Origin of the sequence: Enterococcus sp. HMSC061C05 (assembly GCF_001814765.1) — a bacterium.
Lineage (GTDB): Bacteria > Bacillota > Bacilli > Lactobacillales > Enterococcaceae > Enterococcus_B > Enterococcus_B lactis.
This window is the reverse complement of the sequence record NZ_KV817730.1, coordinates 43,307-64,614: the sequence shown is the minus strand read 5'-3', so window position 1 is coordinate 64,614 and position 21,308 is coordinate 43,307. Positions and strand designations below refer to the sequence as shown.

Genomic DNA, 21,308 nt, shown 5'->3' with positions numbered 1-21,308 from the left:
CTTTTTTTGATAATAAGTTTATTCAGGAGGAAATAAAATGGCTAAGAAAACAGTGAAAGATATCGATTTAAAAGACAAAAAAGTTCTTGTCCGTGTTGACTTCAATGTTCCTTTGAAAGACGGCGTGATCACTGACGACACTCGTATCAAAGCAGCATTGCCAACAATCAACTACGTTTTAGAACAAGGCGGAAAAGCAATCCTTTTCTCTCACCTTGGACGTGTAAAAACAGAAGAAGATAAAGAAGGAAAATCTTTAGCTCCAGTTGCAAAACGTCTAGGCGAATTATTAGGTAAAGAAGTAACATTCGTACCTGAAACTCGCGGAGAACAATTAGAAGAAGCAATCCGCAACATGAAAGATGGCGACGTTGTCGTATTTGAAAACACACGTTTTGAAGACGTTGACGGTAAAAAAGAAAGCAAAAACGATACAGAGCTAGGTAAATACTGGGCTTCATTAGGTGATGTATTTGTTAACGATGCTTTCGGTACAGCTCACCGTGCGCATGCTTCTAACGTAGGTATCGCTTCAACTGGTATCCCAACAGTTGCTGGATTCTTGATGGAAAAAGAAATCAAGTTCATCGGTGAAGCAGTAGAAGAACCAAAACGCCCAATGATCGCAATCCTTGGTGGCGCAAAAGTTTCTGATAAAATCGGCGTAATCGAAAACTTGATTCCTAAAGCAGACAAAATCTTGATTGGTGGCGGAATGACTTACACATTCTACGAAGCAAAAGGAATCAAGATCGGTAACTCTCTAGTAGAAGCTGACAAAGTAGAACTAGCAAAAGAATTGATCGAAAAAGCAGGCGACAAACTTGTCTTGCCAATCGACAATGTCTGTGCACCAGAATTTTCAAATGATGTAGAAACACAAGTAATCGAAGGAGACATTCCTGAAGGTTTGATGGCTTTAGACATCGGCCCAGCATCAGTAAAATTATTTGCTGATACATTACAAGGTGCAAAAACAGTTGTTTGGAACGGACCTATGGGTGTATTTGAAATGAGTAACTTTGCTAAAGGTACAATCGGTGTTTGTGAAGCAATCGCTAACTTAGAAGGCGCAACAACAATCATCGGTGGCGGAGACTCAGCTGCAGCAGCAGAACAATTAGGTTTTGCTGACAAATTCACACACATCTCAACAGGTGGCGGCGCAAGCTTGGAATTGCTTGAAGGTAAAGAATTACCAGGACTAGCAGCAATCAACGATAAATAAACAGCCAAGTTTGCTCTATTCTGACGAGTGATCGATCAAAAGGTGAAGGGAGTTTTCATGACTCCCTAGCCATTTTTCAATAAATTAAGGAGTGTGTTCCTCAATGCGTAAACCTATTATCGCAGGTAACTGGAAAATGAACAAAACTGCATCAGAAGCAAAAGAATTTGCTGAAGCAGTAAAAAACAAAATCCCTTCAAATGACAAGGTTGATTCAGTCATCGGATCTCCTGCATTATTCTTACAAGAATTAATGACATCAGCTGAAGGTACAGAACTAAAAATCTCAGCACAAAACTGCTACTGGGAAAACTCAGGCGCGTTCACTGGTGAAACTTCACCAGCAGCTCTTGCTGATCTAGGTGTTCACTATGTGATCATCGGACATTCAGAACGTCGTGAATATTTCCATGAAACAGACGAAGACATCAATAAAAAAGCAAAAGCTATCTTTGCAAACGGTATGACACCAATCTTATGCTGTGGCGAATCTTTAGAAACATATGAAGCAGGCAAAACTGCTGAATGGATCGAAGGACAAATTACAGCTGGTTTAGCTGACCTTTCAGCTGAACAAGTGTCAAACATGGTGATTGCTTATGAACCAATCTGGGCAATCGGTACTGGTAAATCAGCTGACGCACAAATCGCTGACGAAATTTGTGGTGTTGTACGTCAAACAGTTGAAAAACTTTATGGAAAAGAAGTATCAGAAGCTGTTCGTATCCAATACGGCGGTTCTGTAAAACCAGAAAATATTGCTGAATACATGGCAAAAGAAAATGTTGACGGTGCTTTAGTCGGCGGCGCAAGCTTGCAAGCAGATTCATTCTTGTCATTGTTAGACGCTGTAAAATAATTGGTGAAAATTTGCGAAAAATGCAAGAAATGTTTGCACTAATGAGCAAAATTAACTAAAATCGTATATGAGGGAAATCCCTTAGGAAAAAACAAACTCAAAGGAGAGACAAAACATGTCAATTATTACTGATGTTTACGCTCGCGAGATCTTAGACTCACGTGGTAACCCAACAATCGAAGTAGAAGTATACACAGAAAGCGGAGCTTTTGGCCGCGGAATGGTTCCTTCAGGTGCTTCAACTGGTGAATACGAAGCAGTTGAATTACGTGACGGAGACAAAGCTCGTTATGGCGGTAAAGGTGTAACTAAAGCTGTCGACAACGTAAACAACATCATTGCTGAAGCAATCATTGGCTACGATGTTCGTGACCAAATGGCTATCGACAAAGCTATGATCGCTTTAGACGGAACTCCTAACAAAGGTAAATTAGGTGCGAACGCTATTTTAGGTGTTTCTATCGCTGTTGCACGTGCAGCTGCTGACTACCTAGAAGTACCTTTATACCACTACCTAGGCGGATTCAACACGAAAGTATTGCCAACACCAATGATGAACATCATCAACGGCGGATCACATGCTGATAACTCAATCGACTTCCAAGAATTCATGATCATGCCTGTTGGCGCTCCAACATTCAAAGAAGCTCTACGTATGGGTGCTGAAGTATTCCACGCATTAGCTTCAATCTTGAAAGCTCGCGGATTAGCAACTTCTGTTGGTGACGAAGGTGGATTTGCTCCAAACCTTGGTTCAAATGAAGAAGGTTTCGAAGTAATCATCGAAGCAATCGAAAAAGCTGGCTATGTACCTGGTAAAGACGTTGTTCTTGCTATGGATGCTGCTTCTTCAGAATTCTACGACAAAGAAAAAGGCGTTTACGTACTAGCTGACTCAGGCGAAGGCGAAAAAACAACTGACGAAATGATCAAATTCTACGAAGAATTAGTTTCTAAATATCCAATCATCTCAATCGAAGACGGATTAGACGAAAACGACTGGGACGGATTCAAGAAATTAACTGACGTATTAGGCGACAAAGTTCAATTAGTTGGTGACGACTTGTTCGTAACAAACACTCAAAAATTATCTGAAGGTATCGAAAAAGGAATTGCTAACTCAATCCTTATCAAAGTGAACCAAATCGGTACATTAACAGAAACTTTCGAAGCTATCGAAATGGCTAAAGAAGCTGGCTACACAGCAGTTGTATCTCACCGTTCTGGTGAAACAGAAGATTCAACAATCTCTGATATCGCTGTTGCAACAAACGCTGGTCAAATCAAAACAGGTTCTCTATCACGTACTGACCGTATTGCTAAATACAATCAATTACTACGTATCGAAGACCAACTTGGTGAAGTTGCAGAATACAAAGGTTTGAAATCTTTCTACAACTTGAAAAACAAATAATTCTTTTCTAATGAAGATACATGATCGACCGATTGAAAGATAGACGAGCATGATCACTTAGTTAAGTAATCAGACTCTCTACCTGCTGATTTCAGCAAGTAGAGAGTTTTTTTGTTGTGAAAATCATTTGATGAATAAATCTCTTTTTTTAAGAACAGAAAAATCGGGAGAGTACATAAATTATTATAATAACAACTGTTTATTTATATATATCATATAAACCCTATTATATAAATATCCGTATTTATTAAAAATAACTCATAATTTTATTTTTGTAACTGGCTTCTGTATATAATATTTACAAATATCGATACGAGATAATCGTATCGAAAAAAATCAGTTATCAAGAGATAACATCGTATAGGACCTTTTAAGGATAGAACAATAAGAGAGGAGGAAGCAGTCTTCGTTTCATTCATATCCTTTTACGCTCGGATAGGATGATTCTCTTCAAAAAGGGGATGGCAATCTTCCTCTTTCGATAAAAATCATTTGAACAGGGAGACAGAAAAATGAAAAAATTTTTGAAGATACTGGGTCTTATCGGGTTCATAGGACTTGTTATCGTAGTAACACCCAAAGCACACGCAGATGAAGTAGAAGAATATTTGACGAGAAATGCCTTACTTGGAGAAGAACTTGATAGATTTGAAGAAAACGAGCAACAGCAAGCCAAATTGAAACGCCTCTCTAAAAACCGTATGGACGAAATCGAGTTAAGAACGAAGTATGAGGAATATAAAGCGTTAGGGGTCTTAGAAGAAGATGTGACCTTTGAGCTTTTTACGCAGTTAGCCACCTCAGAACCTCCAACGGATCCAGTCGCTCCAGAATTTAGAAATGCAAGGACAAAAATGTATTATGGAGATATTTTGATTACGAACGACACTAGTTTTTGGGGAGTCACTGGACATGCTGGGATTTATTTAGGAAGTGTGGGTAAAAATCAGATCCTTTCAATTGAAGGATCAGGAAAACCACCAAAAACAATGAGCGTTCTAGAATGGGAATCAGCTTATGGAAAAAAAGGTACTTGGACGAAAATCTATCGGGTCGCAGAACAATATCAACCAAGATTAGCTGCTCGATGGGCATTAGATAATTACGATGGTAAAAATTATAAATATGGGATAACTACAAATATTTTTGGGATGGATCCGACTTACTGTTCTAAAATCGTCTGGCAAGCTTATTGGTATGCTTCAGCTGCTGTGCAGGTAGGAGGAATGTATCAGCCGCTTATTGCTTTGCCATACGATCTTCCTGATTATTTTGATGAAAGAGCGATCCATATCTTAACATGGGAGAATTGATGATGAGAAGGAGGATTTCTAAAAAAAGAAATTACTGTTCTAAGATTTTTATTTCGATAGTTTTACTGTTAGGTGGTACATGGCTCTATCAATTTCCAATCAAGAAACATATAGCTACACGAGCACTGTATCAATTATTAGAAGAGGAATACCAATTAACCGATTATGATATTTTTATTTCAAGAGTGGTGAAAGATACGAAAAGTGGTAGAGGCGGTGTCAGTATTTTTTTCATGGTAAGGAATAGTTTGTATGAATATGAGTATGACTACTCTCTTGAAGAAAATAATTGGCTACGTGGTTATTACGTAAGGAGGGGTAATTATAGATCATGTGATACTCTTATTTTCAATGATGAGGAATAAAATGATTTGACTACAGAAGAACAGTTCAATAAAATAGCTTCTCTTGTTTTTTTACTTGGTTGGATTTACTAGCGTAGAGGCAAGAATTGGAACGCCATTTACTTGGAAAAGGGGAATGTGACGCTGCTTTTGTCACGCCCTTTTTTTCTGTGGCCTCTCTTATTTGAAAATCTAGGCGCACTCCAATACAATAAAAAGAAACGGCAAAGGAGAAGATTAGATGAAAAAAGAAGAAAAAATTGCGATTTTACAAGAGATTATCCGAATAAAATCAGTGAATGGAAACGAAGGCGAAGTAGCAGCTTATTTGAATAAGCTTTTGGAAAAACATGGCATAATAGGAGAAATCGTTTCTTATAGTAATGGTAGAGATAATCTGATTGCTCAATTCCAAAAAGGGCAATCAGGAAAAGTGTTAGGCCTATCTGGACATATGGATGTCGTGGCGGCGGGGAATGAATCGTCTTGGACCTATGCGCCCTTTGCAGCAGAAATCCATGGGAATCGTTTGTACGGACGTGGTGCTACAGATATGAAGAGTGGCTTGGCGGCAATGGTGATTGCCATGATCGAGCTCAAAGAGTCAGGAAAACCATTTAACGGAACAGTCAAATTATTAGCCACTGTCGGAGAAGAAGTGGGTGAATTAGGTGGGGAACAGCTCACGAAAGCAGGTTATGTGGATGACTTAGATGCCTTGATCATCGGAGAGCCAACTAATTACAGTTTGATGTATACACACATGGGATCAATCAACTATACGGTCATCTCGCACGGAAAAGAAGCGCATAGCTCTATGCCAGACCAAGGCTATAATGCGATCAATCATCTAAATGAATTTATTACGAAAGCAAATGCTGAAATGAATCACCTCGCTGAAACAATCGAGAATCCCGTCTTAGGAAAAACAATCCATAATGTCACGTTGATTAGTGGCGGAAATCAAGTAAACAGCATTCCGAGCCACGCGCAGCTTCAAGGGAATATCCGATCGATTCCTGAATATCCAAATGATAAAATCATTACATTACTGCAATCAATCGTCAAGAAATTGAATCAAGAGACAGACTACCATTTGGAATTGACGATCGATTACAACAAAATACCTGTCAAAGCTGATCCAGATTCTCCTTTGATTCATTGCATTCAGCAACAATTCAGTCAGCCATTACCTTTAGTTGGAGCGGCAGCAACCACAGATGCAGCCGAATTTACGAAAGCTGACCACTCCTTTGACTTTGTCGTCTTTGGACCTGGTGTCGTTACTTTGCCTCATCAAATAGATGAGTATGTCGAGCTCGATAATTATTTAGATATGATCGAAAAATATCAAGCTATTATTTTATCCTACTTAGCGTAAGTTTTTTTAATCGAGGAAAAACAGAGCCAGATGAGCAACTTTTTGCTCATTTGGCTCTGTTTGTTCATCCTATTTTTCTCTTGGAATATATCAAGCGCTGCGGCAACATAGTGATGACTAATGAAACAACGACGATAGACAGCAGACGGTCAAGGTAGTCTGTGCCTGCCTGTACCAAGATCACACTGATGGTTTGATCGAAACCTAACCCATGTAATAATTGGACGATCATGCTAGAACCTGAGGAAGTGATTCCGCCAAATAACTGAACGGTAATGATCGAAGAGACGATCGTTCCAGGTACAGATAAAATCAAAGCGAGTAATAAGAGTTTCAAACGTTTTTTATCTTTGTCGAGATACCTTGGTAAAATCAATCCAGCCAACAAACCTGTGAGGATTTGGATTGGTGAATAATACAGTGAAAAAATATCTGTAGTCACCCCGCTTAATACACCGCTGGATAGTCCTGACAACATTCCTGGTATGGGACCAAGTAACGCGCCAGCAAAAATCGTTCCAATAGAGTCTAGATAGACTGGCAAACGAAGCCATAAAGCAATCGTTCCTCCAACATAATTGATCCCAATACACAAAGCCATCATTGTAAGTACACGAGTTGCCATCTTGTTTTTATTCATTTTGTTAGCCCATCTTTAACCTTTCCAAATCTTTCATAATCGTTTCTTCTTGTGCATTTAAAAGAACGGTTAAAAACTTTTGGAAAAAAAGACGAGTATCTACTTTTGTCATAATTTTACTGTTAGCAGATTTCTGCCAAAATTCATAACGGTCAACCAATGTTTGTCCGCGACTTATTCCTTGAGTTTCTACAGCAGTGAAGCTTTTAAAACCTTCACAGATGGACTCATCGATAAAATAAGCAACAGCTAATGGATCATTGATGACACATCCTAAGATTCTTTCTTGTTTCCAGTGAAAGTCAAAATAAAAACGAGTGATCGCTTTTAGATACTCTCCCTCTTCAGGATTCATTTGGCAGCAATATTCAAGGATAGTCGGTGTCAAGACGATTTCTCTTGTCACATCTAACCCAACCATTTCTATCGGTTGTTTGAGCTTTTCGAATACATAAGAAGCTGCTTCAGGATCACACCAGTAATTGTATTCAGCAACTGGTGAACAGTTACCATGGACTTTGTAAGTTCCGCCCATTGAGACAAAACGATCCATATGTTTCCCAACAGATGGGTTGTTTTTCAAAGCAGAAGCGATATTGGTCAAAGGCCCCAAAGCAATGACTGATGTATCTGTTTTTTCTTTGAAATAATCAGTCAGAAAATCAACTGCATGGAGCGATTCTGCCTGTTTGGCTAAGACCATCGGGAAATTTGCGTCCCCTAATCCATCCAACCCATGAGTGTCTTGCGCACTAATGAAAGGTTGCTTCAAAGGTTTTTCCATTCCTTGATAAACAGGGATATCTAAACGATCACAGCGTTCCAAACATTTCAGCACATTCTGCGTACCGATATCTACAGGGACATTCCCGCAAACGACGGTAATAGCAACTACTTCGATATCAGGGGATTTGACAGCTAGTGATAAAGCTAAAGTGTCGTCAATCCCTGGATCGCAATCAATAATTACTTTACGCATTATTTCCAATCTCCTTTCTTTAGAGATACTTAGTTTTTTATTCTGGGAAGTTTCCGAACCAGTCCAAGACGAGCGTCTTGTTTATAATGCACGAAATTAGTATACTGGCTTTTATTGTGAATGTAAATGCTCTCTTACAAGTAAATCTATTGAGAAGAACTTTAAGTAAATGATACAATGAGAAGGAAATAGAATTTACGTGTGCCGAAGAAAAAGAATCCTATTGATCGGTATATTGTATAATAAATAGATTATAGTTTGGCAGAAAGCGGCGGGTGTACGATGGTTATTTTTTATTTCATTCTTATTCTGATAATTATAGGAATCAGTTACCATTTTCTTTCTTATTTTTATGCAAAGAAATTAGTAAGAGCGGGAGTACAGAGAGGCTATAACTGGTATGAAGACACTGGGCACCGCTTGATGGATCCTGCTGCAGTCACGTCAGTAGAAAAAAAGCGACAAAAATTAGAAGAAGAGTGTGAAAGCTTCTGGGAACAAGGAATACCGAAAACGATTAAAAGTTATGACGGGTTGAAACTAGCTGGACAGATGTTCATCCAACCAACTCAGCAGAATAAATGGGTCATTTGTGTACATGATTATCGAAGTACAGGGAAAAGAGATATGTCTCATATAGGTAAAAGATATGCAGAGAAAGGATTCAACGTTCTTATACCCGATTTACGTGCGCATGGAGAAAGTGAAGGAGAAATCATCGGAATGGGATGGCTAGACCGGCTAGATTTAATTGCATGGATCCAACTCATCTTAGATGAACAACCAGATGCCTCCATTATTTTGCACGGCGGTTCGATGGGCGCTTCTACGATTATGATGGCAAGTGGTGAAAAGCTTCCATCTGCAGTCAAAGGATTTATCTTAGACAGCGGATATGTTTCTGTTTATGCGGAATTTCGGTACATGTTAAGTAAAATCACGGTCTTTCCTAAAAAAATGATCATGAGATATGCGAATCACTATGCTCAGAAATACGCAGGTTATTCTTTAAAGCAAGCATCAGCTACAAGACAGCTTGGTAGTAACCATTTGCCTTTGTTAGTCATCCATGGTGAAAGAGATCATTTTGTTCCTACAGAAGCAGCATACACGATTCAAAACGCTACAGCAGGGGATAAAGCATTACTGCTTGTTCCAGAAGCAGAACATTTGGAAGCATCGATGAAAGATCCGAAAACCTATTGGACAGTGATTTTTTCATTTATTGAACAAAGAATAACGATGGATTGATTTTCTCTTCCTTTTTGTAAGCAACCCGAGGATAAATAATTGTTTATAGACCATGAGACTGTTAAAATAAGGTAGGAATAAAAAAATATCAGTTATTTGAGGAGTGCGGCATATGGAAATCAAAGAGGAAAAAAATCGTCTTGCTTTATTCAATGATGAGCAACAAGAAATCGGAGAAATGACATGGTCGGATGCGGGGCCAGACATCATGATCATTGACCATACATTTGTCGATCCAGCATATCGTGGTCAAAAATTAGCTGAAAAGCTAGTGTATACTGGAGTAGAACTAGCAAGACGAGAGGGGAAAAAGATTATCCCTTTATGCCCTTACGCAAAAAAAGAGTTTGAGAAGAAACCAGAGTATCATGACGTCTTACGCCAATCATAATAATAACAGCTGAAAGATTTGCACTTTCAGCTGTTTTTCCATTTATATAGAGTTGTCACGGAGTTTTATCTATGATAAAGTTAAAGAGACGATATCTTTTGGGAAGGAGGCTGCTATATGTATAATTTAATTTTGGGAATCGTGATCGTTTTATCGATTGTTATGGTCATTGCGATTATGATGCAGCCAAGCAAGCAAAATAGTGCAGCGAGTGCATTTACCGGCGGTGCGGATCAACTATTCGGCAAACAAAAAGCTCGCGGCTTTGAAGCTGTCATGCAGCGATCAACTGCAGTCATGGGAGCTGTCTGGATGATCTTATTATTTGTCCTAGCATTTTTATCTTCGAAGTAGTCGAATAAGCCTCTCGCACAACGGCGGGCGGCTTTTTTTATTGCAAAGAGAACGCTTAAGAAGAAGTTATGAAAGAAACTATGGTAAAATGAGGCGAAAGAGGTGAAACGAGTGAAACAATTACCAAAACCCCTTTATGCAAAACATGGAAAACGAGCAGTTTTGCTGCTTCATGCGTACTCAGGAAGTCCAAATGATGTCCGGATGCTCGCACGGTTTTTAGAAAAAGCAGATTATACAGTCTATGCGCCGCTATTTAAAGGACATGGAACGATGGAGCCATATGATATCTTGCAAGAAAAAGCAGAAAGCTGGTGGGCAGATACTAAAAAAGCTATCCATTTTTTACAGTCTGAACAGTTTTCTGATATTGCCGTATTGGGATTATCGATGGGTGGCATCTTTGCTGTACGAGCACTAGAAGAAGAATCAGTAATTGGCGGCGGTTTTTTCTGTTCGCCCCTGTCTCCTGTAGAAACAAACGTGCCTGAAAATTTTGAAAAATATGTACGTCAAGTGCTGAAGATAGCAGGCAAATCAGAAAAAGAAATCAATGAAAAAGCTGTGGCTTACCGCTCGTTAGCTGAACATCAATTAATGGATATACAAGACCAAGCAGCAATCGCAGAAAGTAGACTATCAGATATCCAACAGCCGATATTTTTAGCTCAAGCTGGGAAAGATGAAATGATCGACCCAAATGGTGTATTTGAAACGGCACGCAAATTGAGCCGCCAACGGGTGACACTTCAGTGGTATCCTGAAAGCGGTCATGTGATTACAGTTGGCACAGCAAGACGCGAATTAGAAAAAGACGTGTTGGAATTTTTAGAAAAATTACCTTGGAATGAGGAATAAATATGACAAAAGAAACAATAAAAGAGAAAATTCTCTTTTTCATGGAAAGCAGTCGCAAACGTAGTTTTTCTATGGAAGAAATCGCTGAAGGTCTAGGCTTTCAAAAAAGCGATGATTTTAAATTACTAGTACAAACGATTGCTCAAATGGAAAGAGAACAGAGTATCGTTTTCAATAAAAAAGGAAAAGTCAAACTTCCTTTAAAACCGATCTTGGTCGAAGGGACATTTCGGGCAAATGAACGAGGATTTGGATTTGTAACGATTGATCCCGAAGAAGATGATATCTATATCCCGAAAGAAGCGACTGGCTTTGCAATGGATGGGGATACCGTAGCAATTGATATCATGAAGCGAGCAAATACAGATATGGATCGCGGAGCAGAGGGAAAAGTAGTGGAGATTCGAGACCGAGCGACTACTCAGTTAGCCGGAGAATTTGTTGCTTATTCAGACGAAGAGATACAGGAAACGGATCTTTATGGTGTGGTCATCCCGAAAGATAGAAAGCTTAACCAATTCAAAGTGTATGCAGCGGCAGAGGGAGTTCGTCCAGTTGACGGAAGTATTGTATTGATCGAACTGACCCATTACCCTGAAAAAGGGTATGCGACTAGTTTAGAAGGGATAATCAAGCAAGTGATTGGTCATAAGAATGACCCTGGCATGGATATCCTCTCGATTGTCGTGGCTAACGGTATTCCTACAAAATTTCCTGATGATGTGTTATCTGAGGCAGATGAAGTTCCAGACCAGATCAGCGAAAAGGATATTGTTGGACGCAGAGATTTAAGAGATCAGCTCATCGTTACGATTGATGGAGAAGATGCAAAAGATCTAGATGATGCAGTGACGGTCAAAAAATTAGAAAATGGTAATTATTTTCTTGGAGTACACATTGCAGATGTATCTTACTATGTGACGCAAGGCAGTCAACTGGACAGAGAAGCATACGAAAGAGGAACAAGTGTCTATTTGACCGATCGAGTGATTCCGATGATTCCACAACGTTTATCCAATGGTATCTGTTCATTGAATCCCCATGTTCCACGACTTACCATGAGTTGTGAAATGGAGATCGATCCAAATGGACAAGTTGTCTCTCATGAGATTTTTCCAAGTGTGATCCAAACAACAGAACGGATGACCTACACAGCTGTCAATCAAATCTTAGAAGATCAAGATGAAGAAACGATGCAACGCTATGCTCAGCTCGTGCCTATGTTCCAAGAAATGGGTGAATTGCATCGAATCCTTGAAACGATGCGAATCAAACGTGGAGCGATTTCTTTTGAGGATCGTGAAGCGAAGATCCTTGTTGATGCTGAAGGACACCCAAATGATATCCAGCTAAGAAGCAGAGGGATAGGTGAACGCTTGATCGAATCCTTTATGCTTGCCGCCAACGAAACGGTAGCTGAACATTATAATAAATTAAATCTTCCGTTTATTTATCGAATCCATGAACAGCCAAAAGAAGAAAAAATGCAGCGCTTCTTTGATTTTGCTTCAGCTTTGGGCATTCTGGTACGAGGAACGAAAGGAACGATCACACCGAAAGATTTACAGCATGTGATCGAAGGAGTAGAAGATAAACCAGAAGCGGCAGTTATCAATACTATGTTGCTAAGAAGTATGCAACAAGCACGCTATTCAGAAGACAATTTTGGGCATTATGGCTTAGCAGCAGATTACTACACACATTTTACATCTCCTATTCGACGCTATCCCGATCTGATCGTCCATCGGCTGATCCGTTCTTATAGCCAAGATAAAAGTGAAAGCAATCAAAGTTTATGGGCTGAGGAACTTCCTGAAATCGCGGATCATAGTTCTAAGATGGAGCGTCGCGCAGTAGAAACAGAACGTGAAGTAGATGCGATGAAGAAAGCAGAATTCATGATGGACAAAGTGGGAGAAGAATTCGACGGGATCATCAGCTCTGTTGTGAAATTCGGACTGTTTATCGAACTACCGAATACAGTAGAAGGATTGATCCATATCAATGAATTGAAACAAGACTACTTCCATTTTATTGAAAATCATTTAGCGCTTGTAGGTGAAAGAACTGGTCTGACTTTTAAAATCGGACAAAAAGTGCGCGTAAAAGTAGTCAAAGCTGATCCAGATGAACGAGCAGTGGATTTTGAACTCGTTTCCGCAGAAGAGGTCACTGCGTTGGAACGTCCAAAAGCACGCAATGGAAAATCTGGAAAACGAGAAGGAAAACAAGCAGGCAAACGCTCAGAAAAAAATGGCAAGAAGAACAAACGATATAGTGATAGTAAGCAAACGTTCGGTAAGAAAAAAGGGAAAAAGCCATTTTACAAAGGTGTCAAAAAGAAGAAAAAGAAAAAATAAAATGAGTTGGAGGAAACAGCTATGCCAAAAGGCGAGGGAAAACTAATTGCACAAAACAAGAAAGCTCGCCATGATTATTCGATCATCGACACGATGGAAGCAGGGATGGTCTTGCAAGGAACGGAGATCAAGTCGATACGAAACAGCCGGATCAATCTGAAAGATGGATTTATTCGCGTCCGCAACGGGGAAGCTTTCTTGCATAATGTTCATATCAGTCCTTATGAACAAGGAAATATTTTTAATCATGATCCGTTGCGCACGAGAAAACTATTATTGCACAAGAAACAAATCGTTCGTCTTGAAAACGAATTGAAAAACACGGGAATCACTGTTGTTCCTTTAAAAGTCTATATTCGTAACGGCTATGCCAAGGTATTGATTGGTCTGGCAAAAGGGAAAAAATCGTATGATAAACGGGAAGATTTGAAACGAAAAGATATCGATCGACAAATTGATCGAACATTAAAAAATTTCTCTAGATAATTTCATTATCCTTTTTCGCATATTCGGTGCTTTTGCTTTTACTTAATGATAAAATTTGTTAGCATTTAATCTGATAAAACATGATTATCACAGGTTTTTTCTTAGATCAGGAGCACCGTGCATGGGGAAAAATTCGCTTCGTTTTTGACTGAAATAAAAAAGTGTCTAATTTTCATGAAAATGTTTTGAATTTTCTGTTTCATGGTGGTATGATACCGTGTGGTTAGAAACCGATTGGAAAAAACCAGATACGCACATGAATTGATTTTATGTGAATTTCGGGGAAAAGAGGTGAAATGGATTGGATGAACGCTCGCTAACGTTCCACATTGGACCAATTTGGTTTGATGGTACAGTTTGTATAATGGTGTTACTGACCTGTTTGATTGTTTTCTTCTTAGCTTACTTTTTTACAAGAAATCTTAAGTTGAAACCAACAGGCAAACAAAATGCGATAGAATGGGTCATTGATTTTAGTCGAGGAATCGTAACAGATAATCTGCCTAGAAAAGAATTGAGCAATTTCCATTTGTTGGCATTTACATTGTTTTTATTTGTTTTTGTTGCAAACAACATCGGTTTAGTAACAAAAATCGTCTTACCTAACGAAACAACACTTTGGAAAAGCCCGACAGCAGACCCGTTTGTTACTTTAACTCTGGCATTTATAATGATCTTACTTACTCACTTATTCGGGGTGAAAAAGTTAGGCTTCAAAGGATATTTCGTAAATTCGTTCTTGAAACCCTATAGTTTTATGTTTCCGATGAAACTGATTGAAGAATTTACAAACTTATTAACACTTGCTTTACGTCTTTATGGGAATATTTATGCGGGGGAAGTTTTGCTAACCTTGATTGCAAAAATGATGACAAGCTTAGGCTGGTTCTCATTACCATTAGCAATTCCATTAGAGATGGTCTGGATCGCGTTCTCCTTGTTTATTGGGAGCATCCAAGCATTTGTCTTTGTCACTTTGTCAATGGTTTATATGAGCCATAAGATTGAAGTAGAAGAATAATACTCGGTTAAAAAACAAACTACTATTTATCTATTTTAGGAGGAAAACAATTATGAATTATATCGCAGCAGCAATCGCAATCATGGGAGCAGCAATCGGAGCCGGTTATGGTAACGGTCAAGTTATCTCTAAAACAATCGAATCAATGGCTCGCCAACCTGAAATGTCTGGTCAATTCCGTACAACAATGTTTATCGGGGTAGCTCTAGTTGAAGCTGTTCCTATCTTAGGGGTAGTTATCGCCTTGATTCTAGTTTTTGCCGTTTAATTGAATCAGTATTAAGGCAGAAACAACATCGTTTGTTACTGCTTTTTTACATGGAAACTAGAAATACTCCAAAGAAAGGAAGGCTCGCCTATGCTGAATCAATTGGCAATTGCAGAAGTTGGCAATGCGATGTTAGGTAATATCATCGTTGTCAGCGGCTCATTTTTGATACTACTGGCTCTCTTGAAGCACTTTGCTTGGGGACCAATCAGCGATATTTTGAAAAAACGTGAAGACAAGATCGCCAATGATTTAGATTCTGCAGAACAATCTCGCATCAACTCAGCGAAAATGGAACAAGAACGCGAACAACAATTGTTAGCCTCTCGTTCTGATGCAGCTGATATCATCAAAAATGCGAAAGAAAGTGGAGAATTAAGCCGCCAAAATATTTTGAAGGATGCTCAAGAAGAAGCAGCTCGTCTAAAAAGCAAAGCCCAAGCTGATATCACTGTAGAACGTGATTCAGCGCTGAACTCTGTAAAAGACGACGTTGCAGAACTCTCTCTTCAAATCGCGGAAAAAATCTTGAACAAAGAATTATCTCCAGAAATGCATGAATCATTAATCAATCAATACATTGAAGGTCTAGGTTCTTCAAATGAAACTAGATAAATATACAGTAGGAAGACGTTACGGGAAAGCTTTATTTGAACTGGCGATCGATTCAAATCAAGCAGAAGAAATCTATCAAGATCTCGTAAGTTTACGTCAAATCTATGAACAAGTACCTGGATTAGGAAATATGTTAAGTGATGTTCGTCTAGAACCTCATGAAAAACGAGAAATCATGGACAAGCTTGTCAGCGGTTATGATGGGATCGTTAAAAACTTTTTAGAAGTTGTTTATGAGTATAACCGAATGGATGACCTTTTGTTCATGATCGAAGAATATGAACGTCGATATGATGAACATCAAGGGTTACTATTGGGAAGTGTCACAACAGCAGTCCCACTTTCAGACGAACAACGAATACAATTAGAAAAGAATGTTGCAAAAACAATGGACTATCAATCAGTTGAATTAAAACAAATCGTTGATTCTTCTATTATTGGTGGCGCGATTGTTGAAGCCAACCATCGAGTAATCGACGGAAGCATTCGCACGCAATTAGAAAAAATGCGTAATCAATTAAACAGATAGTACAAAGAGGTAGGTGAATCGAATGGCCATCAAAGCAGAAGAAATTAGTGCCTTGATTAAAGAACAAATTGAAAATTATCAAAACGTGCTTTCAGTCGAAGAAATCGGTACCGTAACTTATGTAGGTGACGGGATCGCTCGTGCACATGGTTTAGAAAACGCGATGAGTGGTGAGTTGCTTGAATTTTCAAACGGCTCATACGGAATGGCGCAAAACTTAGAGTCAAATGATGTAGGTATCATTATCCTTGGCGATTTCGAGTCCATTCGTGAAGGAGATAAAGTAAAACGAACAGGTAAGATCATGGAAGTTCCAGTTGGAGAGGCCTTGATCGGTCGGGTAGTCAATCCGCTAGGTCAACCAATCGACGGACTAGGTGAAATCGTTACTGACAAAGCTCGTCCAGTAGAAGCGATGGCACCAGGTGTTATGCAACGTAAATCTGTTAACGAACCAATGCAAACAGGGCTAAAAGCGATCGACGCCCTTGTGCCAATCGGACGCGGACAACGTGAATTAGTCATCGGTGACCGTAAAACAGGGAAAACTTCTATTGCGATCGATACGATCATCAACCAAAAAGGTCAAGATATGATCTGTATCTATGTAGCAATCGGACAAAAAGATTCTACAGTTCGTACACAAGTTGAAACATTAAAAAAATATGGCGCAATGGATTACACAATCGTTGTGAATGCCGGTGCGTCTCAACCAGCACCATTGCTTTATATCGCACCATATGCTGGTACTGCAATGGGTGAAGAATTCATGTACAACGGTAAACATGTATTGATCATTTTTGATGATCTTTCAAAACAAGCTGTTGCTTATCGTGAACTTTCCTTGCTACTTCGCCGTCCACCAGGTCGTGAAGCTTATCCTGGGGATGTTTTCTACTTGCACTCACGTTTATTAGAACGTGCAGCAAAATTAAGTGATGATCTAGGCGGCGGTTCAATGACTGCTTTGCCATTTGTTGAAACACAAGCTGGAGATATCTCTGCTTATATCCCAACAAACGTTATCTCAATCACTGACGGACAAATCTTCTTAGAAAGCGACTTGTTCTACGCGGGTACTCGTCCAGCGGTTGATGCCGGACTATCTGTCTCTCGTGTAGGGGGTTCTGCGCAAATCAAAGCAATGAAAAAAGTTGCTGGGACTTTACGTCTAGACTTAGCAAGTTATCGTGAATTAGAAGCATTTACACAATTCGGTTCTGATTTGGATGCGGCAACACAAGCAAAACTAAATCGTGGACGCCGTACAGTAGAAATCTTGAAACAAAAACTGCATGCACCGCTAGCTGTTGAGAAACAAGTAGTGATTTTGTATGCCTTGACACATGGATTCTTGGACAGTATCCCTGTAGACAGTATTTTAGACTTCGAACATGAATTATTCGAATATCTGGATACCAATCATTCAGATATTTTTGAAACAATCCGTACAACAAAAGATCTTCCAGAAGAAGAAACGTTGAACAGTGCGATTCAGGAATATAAAGACATGTTCTTAGCTACAAAAGGGAATAATTCTTCTACAGAAGATAAATTGAAATCCATTCAAAATGCATAGTGAGGTGAGATGAATGGGTGCTTCATTAAATGAAATCAAGACACGTATCGCTTCAACGAAAAAAACGAGCCAAATCACGCGGGCAATGCAGATGGTGTCTGCTTCTAAGTTGACAAAATCTGAAGCTTCTTCACAGAAGTTTCAGGTTTATGCAACAAAAGTAAGAGAAATCGTTACGCATTTGACTGCTACTCAGTTAAATGATATTGCCTCAGAAAATCCAAGAGGGGATATCAATTACAACAGCATGCTGCTCAGCCGTCCTGTGAAGAAAACCGGTTATATCGTCATCACTGCAGATGGCGGTCTGGTCGGTGGATATAACAGTTCGATATTGAAACAAACGATGTCTATTTTAGAAGAAGACCACCAATCACCCGATGATTACGTGATGATCGCAATTGGCGGAACTGGTGCAGACTTCTTTAAAGCACGCGGTATCAACCTAGCATATGAGCTGCGCAATTTATCTGATCAGCCAAGCTTTGATGAAGTCCGCAAAATCGTAAATATGGCAACAACTATGTACCAAAACGAAGTATTCGATGAATTATACGTATGTTATAACCATCATATCAATTCGCTAACTAGTCAGTTTCGTGTAGAAAAAATGCTGCCAATCTCAGACTTAGATCCAGAAGAAGCAACGACTTTCGAACAAGAATATATTTTTGAACCTTCAAAAGAAGAAATCTTGTCTCAGTTATTGCCTCAGTATGCTGAAAGTTTGATCTACGGTGCGATCGTTGACGCCAAAACAGCAGAACATGCTGCTGGTATGACAGCAATGAAAACAGCAACTGATAATGCTGCTAATATCATTGATGAGCTGACGGTTTCTTATAACCGTGCAAGACAAGGGGCTATTACCCAAGAAATTACCGAAATTGTTGCCGGAGCTTCGGCACTAGAATAGTATTGAGATTGGAGGAAAAAAGATGAGTTCAGGCAAGATTGTTCAAGTAATCGGTCCCGTTGTCGACGTGGAATTTTCTTTAGACCAATCCTTACCAGATATCAACAACGCATTAGTTGTTTATAAAAATGACGAAAATAAATCAAAAGTTGTTCTTGAAGCAGCATTAGAATTAGGGGACGGAGTGATCCGGACCATTGCGATGGAATCAACAGATGGTTTACAAAGAGGAATGGAAGTCATTGATACAGGCAAAGCAATCTCTGTTCCTGTAGGTAAAGAAACATTAGGTCGCGTATTCAACGTACTAGGAGATACGATCGATTTAGAAACACCTTTCCCAGAGGATGCGGAAAGAAGCGAAATTCATAAAAAAGCACCAGCCTTTGACGAATTAAGTACAAGTACAGAAATTTTGGAAACAGGGATCAAAGTTATCGACTTGCTTGCCCCATATTTAAAAGGTGGGAAAGTTGGACTATTTGGTGGTGCCGGTGTTGGTAAAACCGTACTGATCCAAGAACTGATCCATAATATCGCCCAAGAACACGGTGGTATTTCTGTATTTACCGGTGTCGGTGAACGGACTCGTGAAGGTAATGACTTGTATTATGAAATGAAAGATTCAGGAGTTATCGAAAAGACAGCCATGGTGTTCGGTCAAATGAACGAACCACCAGGTGCACGTATGCGTGTTGCGTTAACTGGTTTGACGATCGCGGAATATTTCCGTGATGTAGAAGGCCAAGATGTATTGTTGTTTATCGACAATATTTTCCGTTTCACTCAAGCTGGATCTGAAGTATCAGCCTTGTTAGGACGGATGCCTTCTGCGGTTGGTTATCAACCAACATTGGCAACAGAAATGGGTCAATTGCAAGAACGTATCACATCTACGAAAAAAGGTTCGATTACATCGATCCAAGCCATCTATGTGCCAGCCGATGACTACACTGACCCGGCGCCGGCAACAGCATTCGCCCATTTGGATGCGACAACCAACTTGGAACGTAAATTAACAGAACAAGGGATTTATCCAGCGGTAGATCCATTGGCTTCTTCTTCAAGTGCTTTAGCACCTGAAATCGTGGGAGAAGAACACTATAAAGTAGCAACAGAAGTCCAACACGTATTGCAACGATATCGTGAATTACAAGATATTATTGCTATCTTAGGTATGGATGAATTATCCGATCAGGAAAAAGTGTTAGTTTCTCGTGCCCGCAGAGTCCAATTCTTCTTGTCACAAAACTTTAACGTGGCTGAACAATTTACTGGTCTTCCAGGTTCTTATGTTCCTGTAGAAGAAACAGTGAAAGGATTCCGCGAAATCTTGGAAGGCAAATACGATGATCTTCCTGAAGAAGCTTTCCGAAGTGTTGGCCGAATCGAAGACGTCGTAGAAAAAGCGAAAACACTAGGCTACTAGAAAGGGGTGCCCCATGGATCAATATTTAACAGTAAATGTGGTAACTCCTGCCGGTTTGGTCTATGATCACCATGCAGCTATCGTCGTCGCACGTACGACAGCTGGTGAGCTTGGGATTTTGCCTAAACATGCACCGATCATCGTTCCTTTGACGATTGATGAAGTTCGTGTAAAACGGACAGATTCGGATACCCATGTCGATTGGATTGCTGTGAATGGCGGAATTATGGAAGTGCGTGATAATGTTGTTTCAATCGTTGCTGATAGTGCGGAACGTGAACGGGATATCGATGTATCTCGTGCGGAACGTGCAAAACAACGTGCAGAACGCCAAATCGAAGAAGCAAAAGCAAAACAAGATACGAACGAATTGAAGCGGGCAACTGTTGCGTTGCATCGAGCAATCAATCGTATTAAAGTATCTAAGCACTCATAAAATGAGAAGCGGATGTTTATCCGTGTATCAGAGGTTGCGACAGAAGTGGTCAGCTTATTTTTCGAAGAAGCTACTTCTGGAACACCGTGAATCAGAGATCGTGAGCCTGCCGTTCAGCTCCGAGTCACAAGGAACAATTTCAAAAAACAGCTTCTCATGTTTGATGAATATTGTGACTTGTGACCGAGGAGTTGGCAGGAGAACACCCTTTATTAGGAATAAAGGACTGAGACAAGACTTTTGTCTCAGTCTCTTTTTTTGCATATTTTTCCCCTTATTTCCTAAAAATGTAAGGGTATTCCTCTATTTTTAAGTATACTTGTTTTTCCTTTTATACATTTTATGGTATTATCATTTTATTAGTTATTATAAAAACAACTGTTAGAAAGGACGTCATTATGCAAGTATACGGAATTGATGCGATACTTCGAATCGTGAGTCATTTGGCGTTTATCTACTTAGCCTTCTGGTCTTTACGTTCGTTACGCATTGAGACTTTTTTTAGACCAATGCATAATACGCAAATTAGAATGGCAATCGTACTTTTTTCAATCTTTTTAGGGTACACTGCAAGTAATTTTTTCTTAGAAGTTATCGCTTTATGCCGAAATCTTTTCGTTAGCCTGTAAATTTTAAAAAAAGGTACTATTTTAAAAG

General features: G+C 39.5%; 23 protein-coding genes and 1 riboswitch. Of the genes, 21 read left to right on the top strand and 2 right to left on the bottom strand.

Features of this window, described 5'->3' with window-relative positions:
* The first annotated feature begins 37 nt into the window (after positions 1–37).
* From pgk to HMPREF2988_RS03790, 6 genes are all read left to right on the top strand, one after another.
* Positions 38–1,228 carry a phosphoglycerate kinase gene (pgk, locus tag HMPREF2988_RS03815; protein WP_070770012.1) on the top strand — a complete coding sequence of 397 codons (1,191 nt, stop codon included), beginning with the start codon at positions 38–40 and terminating at the stop codon, positions 1,226–1,228.
* A 103-nt stretch (positions 1,229–1,331) separates the two neighbouring features.
* Complete coding sequence (gene tpiA / locus HMPREF2988_RS03810) at positions 1,332–2,087, top strand: triose-phosphate isomerase (protein WP_002292815.1); 756 nt, start codon at positions 1,332–1,334, stop codon at positions 2,085–2,087.
* A 115-nt stretch (positions 2,088–2,202) separates the two neighbouring features.
* Positions 2,203–3,501, top strand: a complete 1,299-nt coding sequence (gene eno, locus HMPREF2988_RS03805) for a phosphopyruvate hydratase (RefSeq protein ID WP_002292812.1) — start codon at positions 2,203–2,205, stop codon at positions 3,499–3,501.
* A 512-nt stretch (positions 3,502–4,013) separates the two neighbouring features.
* Positions 4,014–4,814, top strand: coding sequence for a YiiX/YebB-like N1pC/P60 family cysteine hydrolase (locus tag HMPREF2988_RS13735; RefSeq protein WP_070770011.1), 801 nt, complete (start codon positions 4,014–4,016; stop codon positions 4,812–4,814).
* Between the two features lie 2 nt (positions 4,815–4,816).
* Positions 4,817–5,179, top strand: a complete 363-nt coding sequence (locus HMPREF2988_RS03795) for a hypothetical protein (protein WP_234944041.1) — start codon at positions 4,817–4,819, stop codon at positions 5,177–5,179.
* A gap of 220 nt (positions 5,180–5,399) precedes the next feature.
* Entirely contained in the window at positions 5,400–6,539 is a 1,140-nt protein-coding gene (locus HMPREF2988_RS03790) for an ArgE/DapE family deacylase (protein WP_070770010.1), read from the top strand.
* A gap of 64 nt (positions 6,540–6,603) precedes the next feature.
* Here HMPREF2988_RS03790 and HMPREF2988_RS03785 read toward each other — a convergent pair whose 3' ends face one another.
* Together HMPREF2988_RS03785 and HMPREF2988_RS03780 are read right to left on the bottom strand one after the other, a co-directional pair.
* Entirely contained in the window at positions 6,604–7,179 is a 576-nt protein-coding gene (locus HMPREF2988_RS03785; protein WP_070770009.1) for an ECF transporter S component, read from the bottom strand.
* 4 nt (positions 7,180–7,183) lie between these two features.
* A complete protein-coding gene (locus HMPREF2988_RS03780; RefSeq protein ID WP_070770008.1) occupies positions 7,184–8,158 on the bottom strand; it encodes a nucleoside hydrolase in 975 nt (324 codons plus the stop codon).
* Between the two features lie 23 nt (positions 8,159–8,181).
* A riboswitch (PreQ1 riboswitch) is annotated at positions 8,182–8,226 on the bottom strand.
* Between the two features lie 214 nt (positions 8,227–8,440).
* Here HMPREF2988_RS03780 and HMPREF2988_RS03775 point away from each other — a divergent pair.
* The 15 genes from HMPREF2988_RS03775 (at position 8,441) to HMPREF2988_RS13170 (ending at position 21,280) form a co-directional block, all read left to right on the top strand.
* A complete protein-coding gene (locus HMPREF2988_RS03775) occupies positions 8,441–9,409 on the top strand; it encodes an alpha/beta hydrolase (protein ID WP_070770007.1) in 969 nt (322 codons plus the stop codon).
* A 112-nt stretch (positions 9,410–9,521) separates the two neighbouring features.
* Positions 9,522–9,800 (top strand): GNAT family N-acetyltransferase, encoded by a 279-nt coding sequence (locus HMPREF2988_RS03770; RefSeq protein ID WP_002300467.1) that lies wholly within the window; start codon positions 9,522–9,524, stop codon positions 9,798–9,800.
* A gap of 117 nt (positions 9,801–9,917) precedes the next feature.
* Positions 9,918–10,154: a preprotein translocase subunit SecG gene (gene secG / locus HMPREF2988_RS03765; protein ID WP_002292802.1), complete on the top strand. Its 237-nt coding sequence runs from the start codon at positions 9,918–9,920 to the stop codon at positions 10,152–10,154.
* Between the two features lie 102 nt (positions 10,155–10,256).
* Positions 10,257–11,012 carry an alpha/beta hydrolase gene (locus tag HMPREF2988_RS03760; RefSeq protein WP_180363521.1) on the top strand — a complete coding sequence of 252 codons (756 nt, stop codon included), beginning with the start codon at positions 10,257–10,259 and terminating at the stop codon, positions 11,010–11,012.
* Between the two features lie 2 nt (positions 11,013–11,014).
* Positions 11,015–13,372: a ribonuclease R gene (rnr, locus tag HMPREF2988_RS03755; RefSeq protein ID WP_002314673.1), complete on the top strand. Its 2,358-nt coding sequence runs from the start codon at positions 11,015–11,017 to the stop codon at positions 13,370–13,372.
* Positions 13,373–13,393: 21 nt separating this feature from the next.
* Positions 13,394–13,858, top strand: a complete 465-nt coding sequence (gene smpB / locus HMPREF2988_RS13840; RefSeq protein ID WP_002292799.1) for an SsrA-binding protein SmpB — start codon at positions 13,394–13,396, stop codon at positions 13,856–13,858.
* A gap of 301 nt (positions 13,859–14,159) precedes the next feature.
* A complete protein-coding gene (gene atpB / locus HMPREF2988_RS03745; RefSeq protein WP_002300474.1) occupies positions 14,160–14,879 on the top strand; it encodes a F0F1 ATP synthase subunit A in 720 nt (239 codons plus the stop codon).
* Positions 14,880–14,931: 52 nt separating this feature from the next.
* On the top strand, positions 14,932–15,147 hold the full coding sequence (gene atpE, locus HMPREF2988_RS03740; RefSeq protein ID WP_002292797.1) for an ATP synthase F0 subunit C: 216 nt from the start codon (positions 14,932–14,934) through the stop codon (positions 15,145–15,147).
* Between the two features lie 90 nt (positions 15,148–15,237).
* The gene (gene atpF, locus HMPREF2988_RS03735; RefSeq protein WP_002292796.1) at positions 15,238–15,762 is read left to right on the top strand and encodes a F0F1 ATP synthase subunit B; all 525 of its coding nucleotides are present in this window, start codon (positions 15,238–15,240) and stop codon (positions 15,760–15,762) included.
* Positions 15,749–16,291: a F0F1 ATP synthase subunit delta gene (locus tag HMPREF2988_RS03730; RefSeq protein ID WP_002292794.1), complete on the top strand. Its 543-nt coding sequence runs from the start codon at positions 15,749–15,751 to the stop codon at positions 16,289–16,291. Before atpF ends, HMPREF2988_RS03730 begins: the two co-directional genes overlap by 14 nt.
* A gap of 22 nt (positions 16,292–16,313) precedes the next feature.
* Entirely contained in the window at positions 16,314–17,870 is a 1,557-nt protein-coding gene (atpA, locus tag HMPREF2988_RS03725) for a F0F1 ATP synthase subunit alpha (RefSeq protein ID WP_002292793.1), read from the top strand.
* A 13-nt stretch (positions 17,871–17,883) separates the two neighbouring features.
* Positions 17,884–18,786, top strand: coding sequence for a F0F1 ATP synthase subunit gamma (locus HMPREF2988_RS03720; RefSeq protein WP_002292792.1), 903 nt, complete (start codon positions 17,884–17,886; stop codon positions 18,784–18,786).
* Between the two features lie 22 nt (positions 18,787–18,808).
* Entirely contained in the window at positions 18,809–20,215 is a 1,407-nt protein-coding gene (gene atpD, locus HMPREF2988_RS03715; RefSeq protein WP_002289006.1) for a F0F1 ATP synthase subunit beta, read from the top strand.
* 13 nt (positions 20,216–20,228) lie between these two features.
* The gene (locus HMPREF2988_RS03710; RefSeq protein WP_002289005.1) at positions 20,229–20,651 is read left to right on the top strand and encodes a F0F1 ATP synthase subunit epsilon; all 423 of its coding nucleotides are present in this window, start codon (positions 20,229–20,231) and stop codon (positions 20,649–20,651) included.
* Between the two features lie 398 nt (positions 20,652–21,049).
* Complete coding sequence (locus HMPREF2988_RS13170; RefSeq protein ID WP_002300479.1) at positions 21,050–21,280, top strand: DUF1146 family protein; 231 nt, start codon at positions 21,050–21,052, stop codon at positions 21,278–21,280.
* Positions 21,281–21,308: the final 28 nt, after the last annotated feature.

Excerpts from the sequence above, each read along its gene's own strand:
- HMPREF2988_RS03710 (WP_002289005.1), top strand. The coding sequence starts at position 20,229 with ATGGATCAATATTTAACAGTAAATGTGGTAACTCCTGCCGGTTTGGTC.
- pgk (WP_070770012.1), top strand. The coding sequence starts at position 38 with ATGGCTAAGAAAACAGTGAAAGATATCGATTTAAAAGACAAAAAAGTT.
- HMPREF2988_RS03730 (WP_002292794.1), top strand. The coding sequence starts at position 15,749 with ATGAAACTAGATAAATATACAGTAGGAAGACGTTACGGGAAAGCTTTA.
- HMPREF2988_RS03775 (WP_070770007.1), top strand. The coding sequence starts at position 8,441 with ATGGTTATTTTTTATTTCATTCTTATTCTGATAATTATAGGAATCAGT.
- tpiA (WP_002292815.1), top strand. The coding sequence starts at position 1,332 with ATGCGTAAACCTATTATCGCAGGTAACTGGAAAATGAACAAAACTGCA.
- eno (WP_002292812.1), top strand. The coding sequence starts at position 2,203 with ATGTCAATTATTACTGATGTTTACGCTCGCGAGATCTTAGACTCACGT.
- HMPREF2988_RS13735 (WP_070770011.1), top strand. The coding sequence starts at position 4,014 with ATGAAAAAATTTTTGAAGATACTGGGTCTTATCGGGTTCATAGGACTT.
- secG (WP_002292802.1), top strand. The coding sequence starts at position 9,918 with ATGTATAATTTAATTTTGGGAATCGTGATCGTTTTATCGATTGTTATG.
- HMPREF2988_RS03795 (WP_234944041.1), top strand. The coding sequence starts at position 4,817 with ATGAGAAGGAGGATTTCTAAAAAAAGAAATTACTGTTCTAAGATTTTT.
- HMPREF2988_RS03785 (WP_070770009.1), bottom strand. The coding sequence starts at position 7,179 with ATGAATAAAAACAAGATGGCAACTCGTGTACTTACAATGATGGCTTTG.
- rnr (WP_002314673.1), top strand. The coding sequence starts at position 11,015 with ATGACAAAAGAAACAATAAAAGAGAAAATTCTCTTTTTCATGGAAAGC.
- HMPREF2988_RS13170 (WP_002300479.1), top strand. The coding sequence starts at position 21,050 with ATGCAAGTATACGGAATTGATGCGATACTTCGAATCGTGAGTCATTTG.
- atpE (WP_002292797.1), top strand. The coding sequence starts at position 14,932 with ATGAATTATATCGCAGCAGCAATCGCAATCATGGGAGCAGCAATCGGA.
- HMPREF2988_RS03790 (WP_070770010.1), top strand. The coding sequence starts at position 5,400 with ATGAAAAAAGAAGAAAAAATTGCGATTTTACAAGAGATTATCCGAATA.
- smpB (WP_002292799.1), top strand. The coding sequence starts at position 13,394 with ATGCCAAAAGGCGAGGGAAAACTAATTGCACAAAACAAGAAAGCTCGC.
- HMPREF2988_RS03780 (WP_070770008.1), bottom strand. The coding sequence starts at position 8,158 with ATGCGTAAAGTAATTATTGATTGCGATCCAGGGATTGACGACACTTTA.
- HMPREF2988_RS03770 (WP_002300467.1), top strand. The coding sequence starts at position 9,522 with ATGGAAATCAAAGAGGAAAAAAATCGTCTTGCTTTATTCAATGATGAG.
- atpF (WP_002292796.1), top strand. The coding sequence starts at position 15,238 with ATGCTGAATCAATTGGCAATTGCAGAAGTTGGCAATGCGATGTTAGGT.
- atpD (WP_002289006.1), top strand. The coding sequence starts at position 18,809 with ATGAGTTCAGGCAAGATTGTTCAAGTAATCGGTCCCGTTGTCGACGTG.
- atpA (WP_002292793.1), top strand. The coding sequence starts at position 16,314 with ATGGCCATCAAAGCAGAAGAAATTAGTGCCTTGATTAAAGAACAAATT.
- HMPREF2988_RS03720 (WP_002292792.1), top strand. The coding sequence starts at position 17,884 with ATGGGTGCTTCATTAAATGAAATCAAGACACGTATCGCTTCAACGAAA.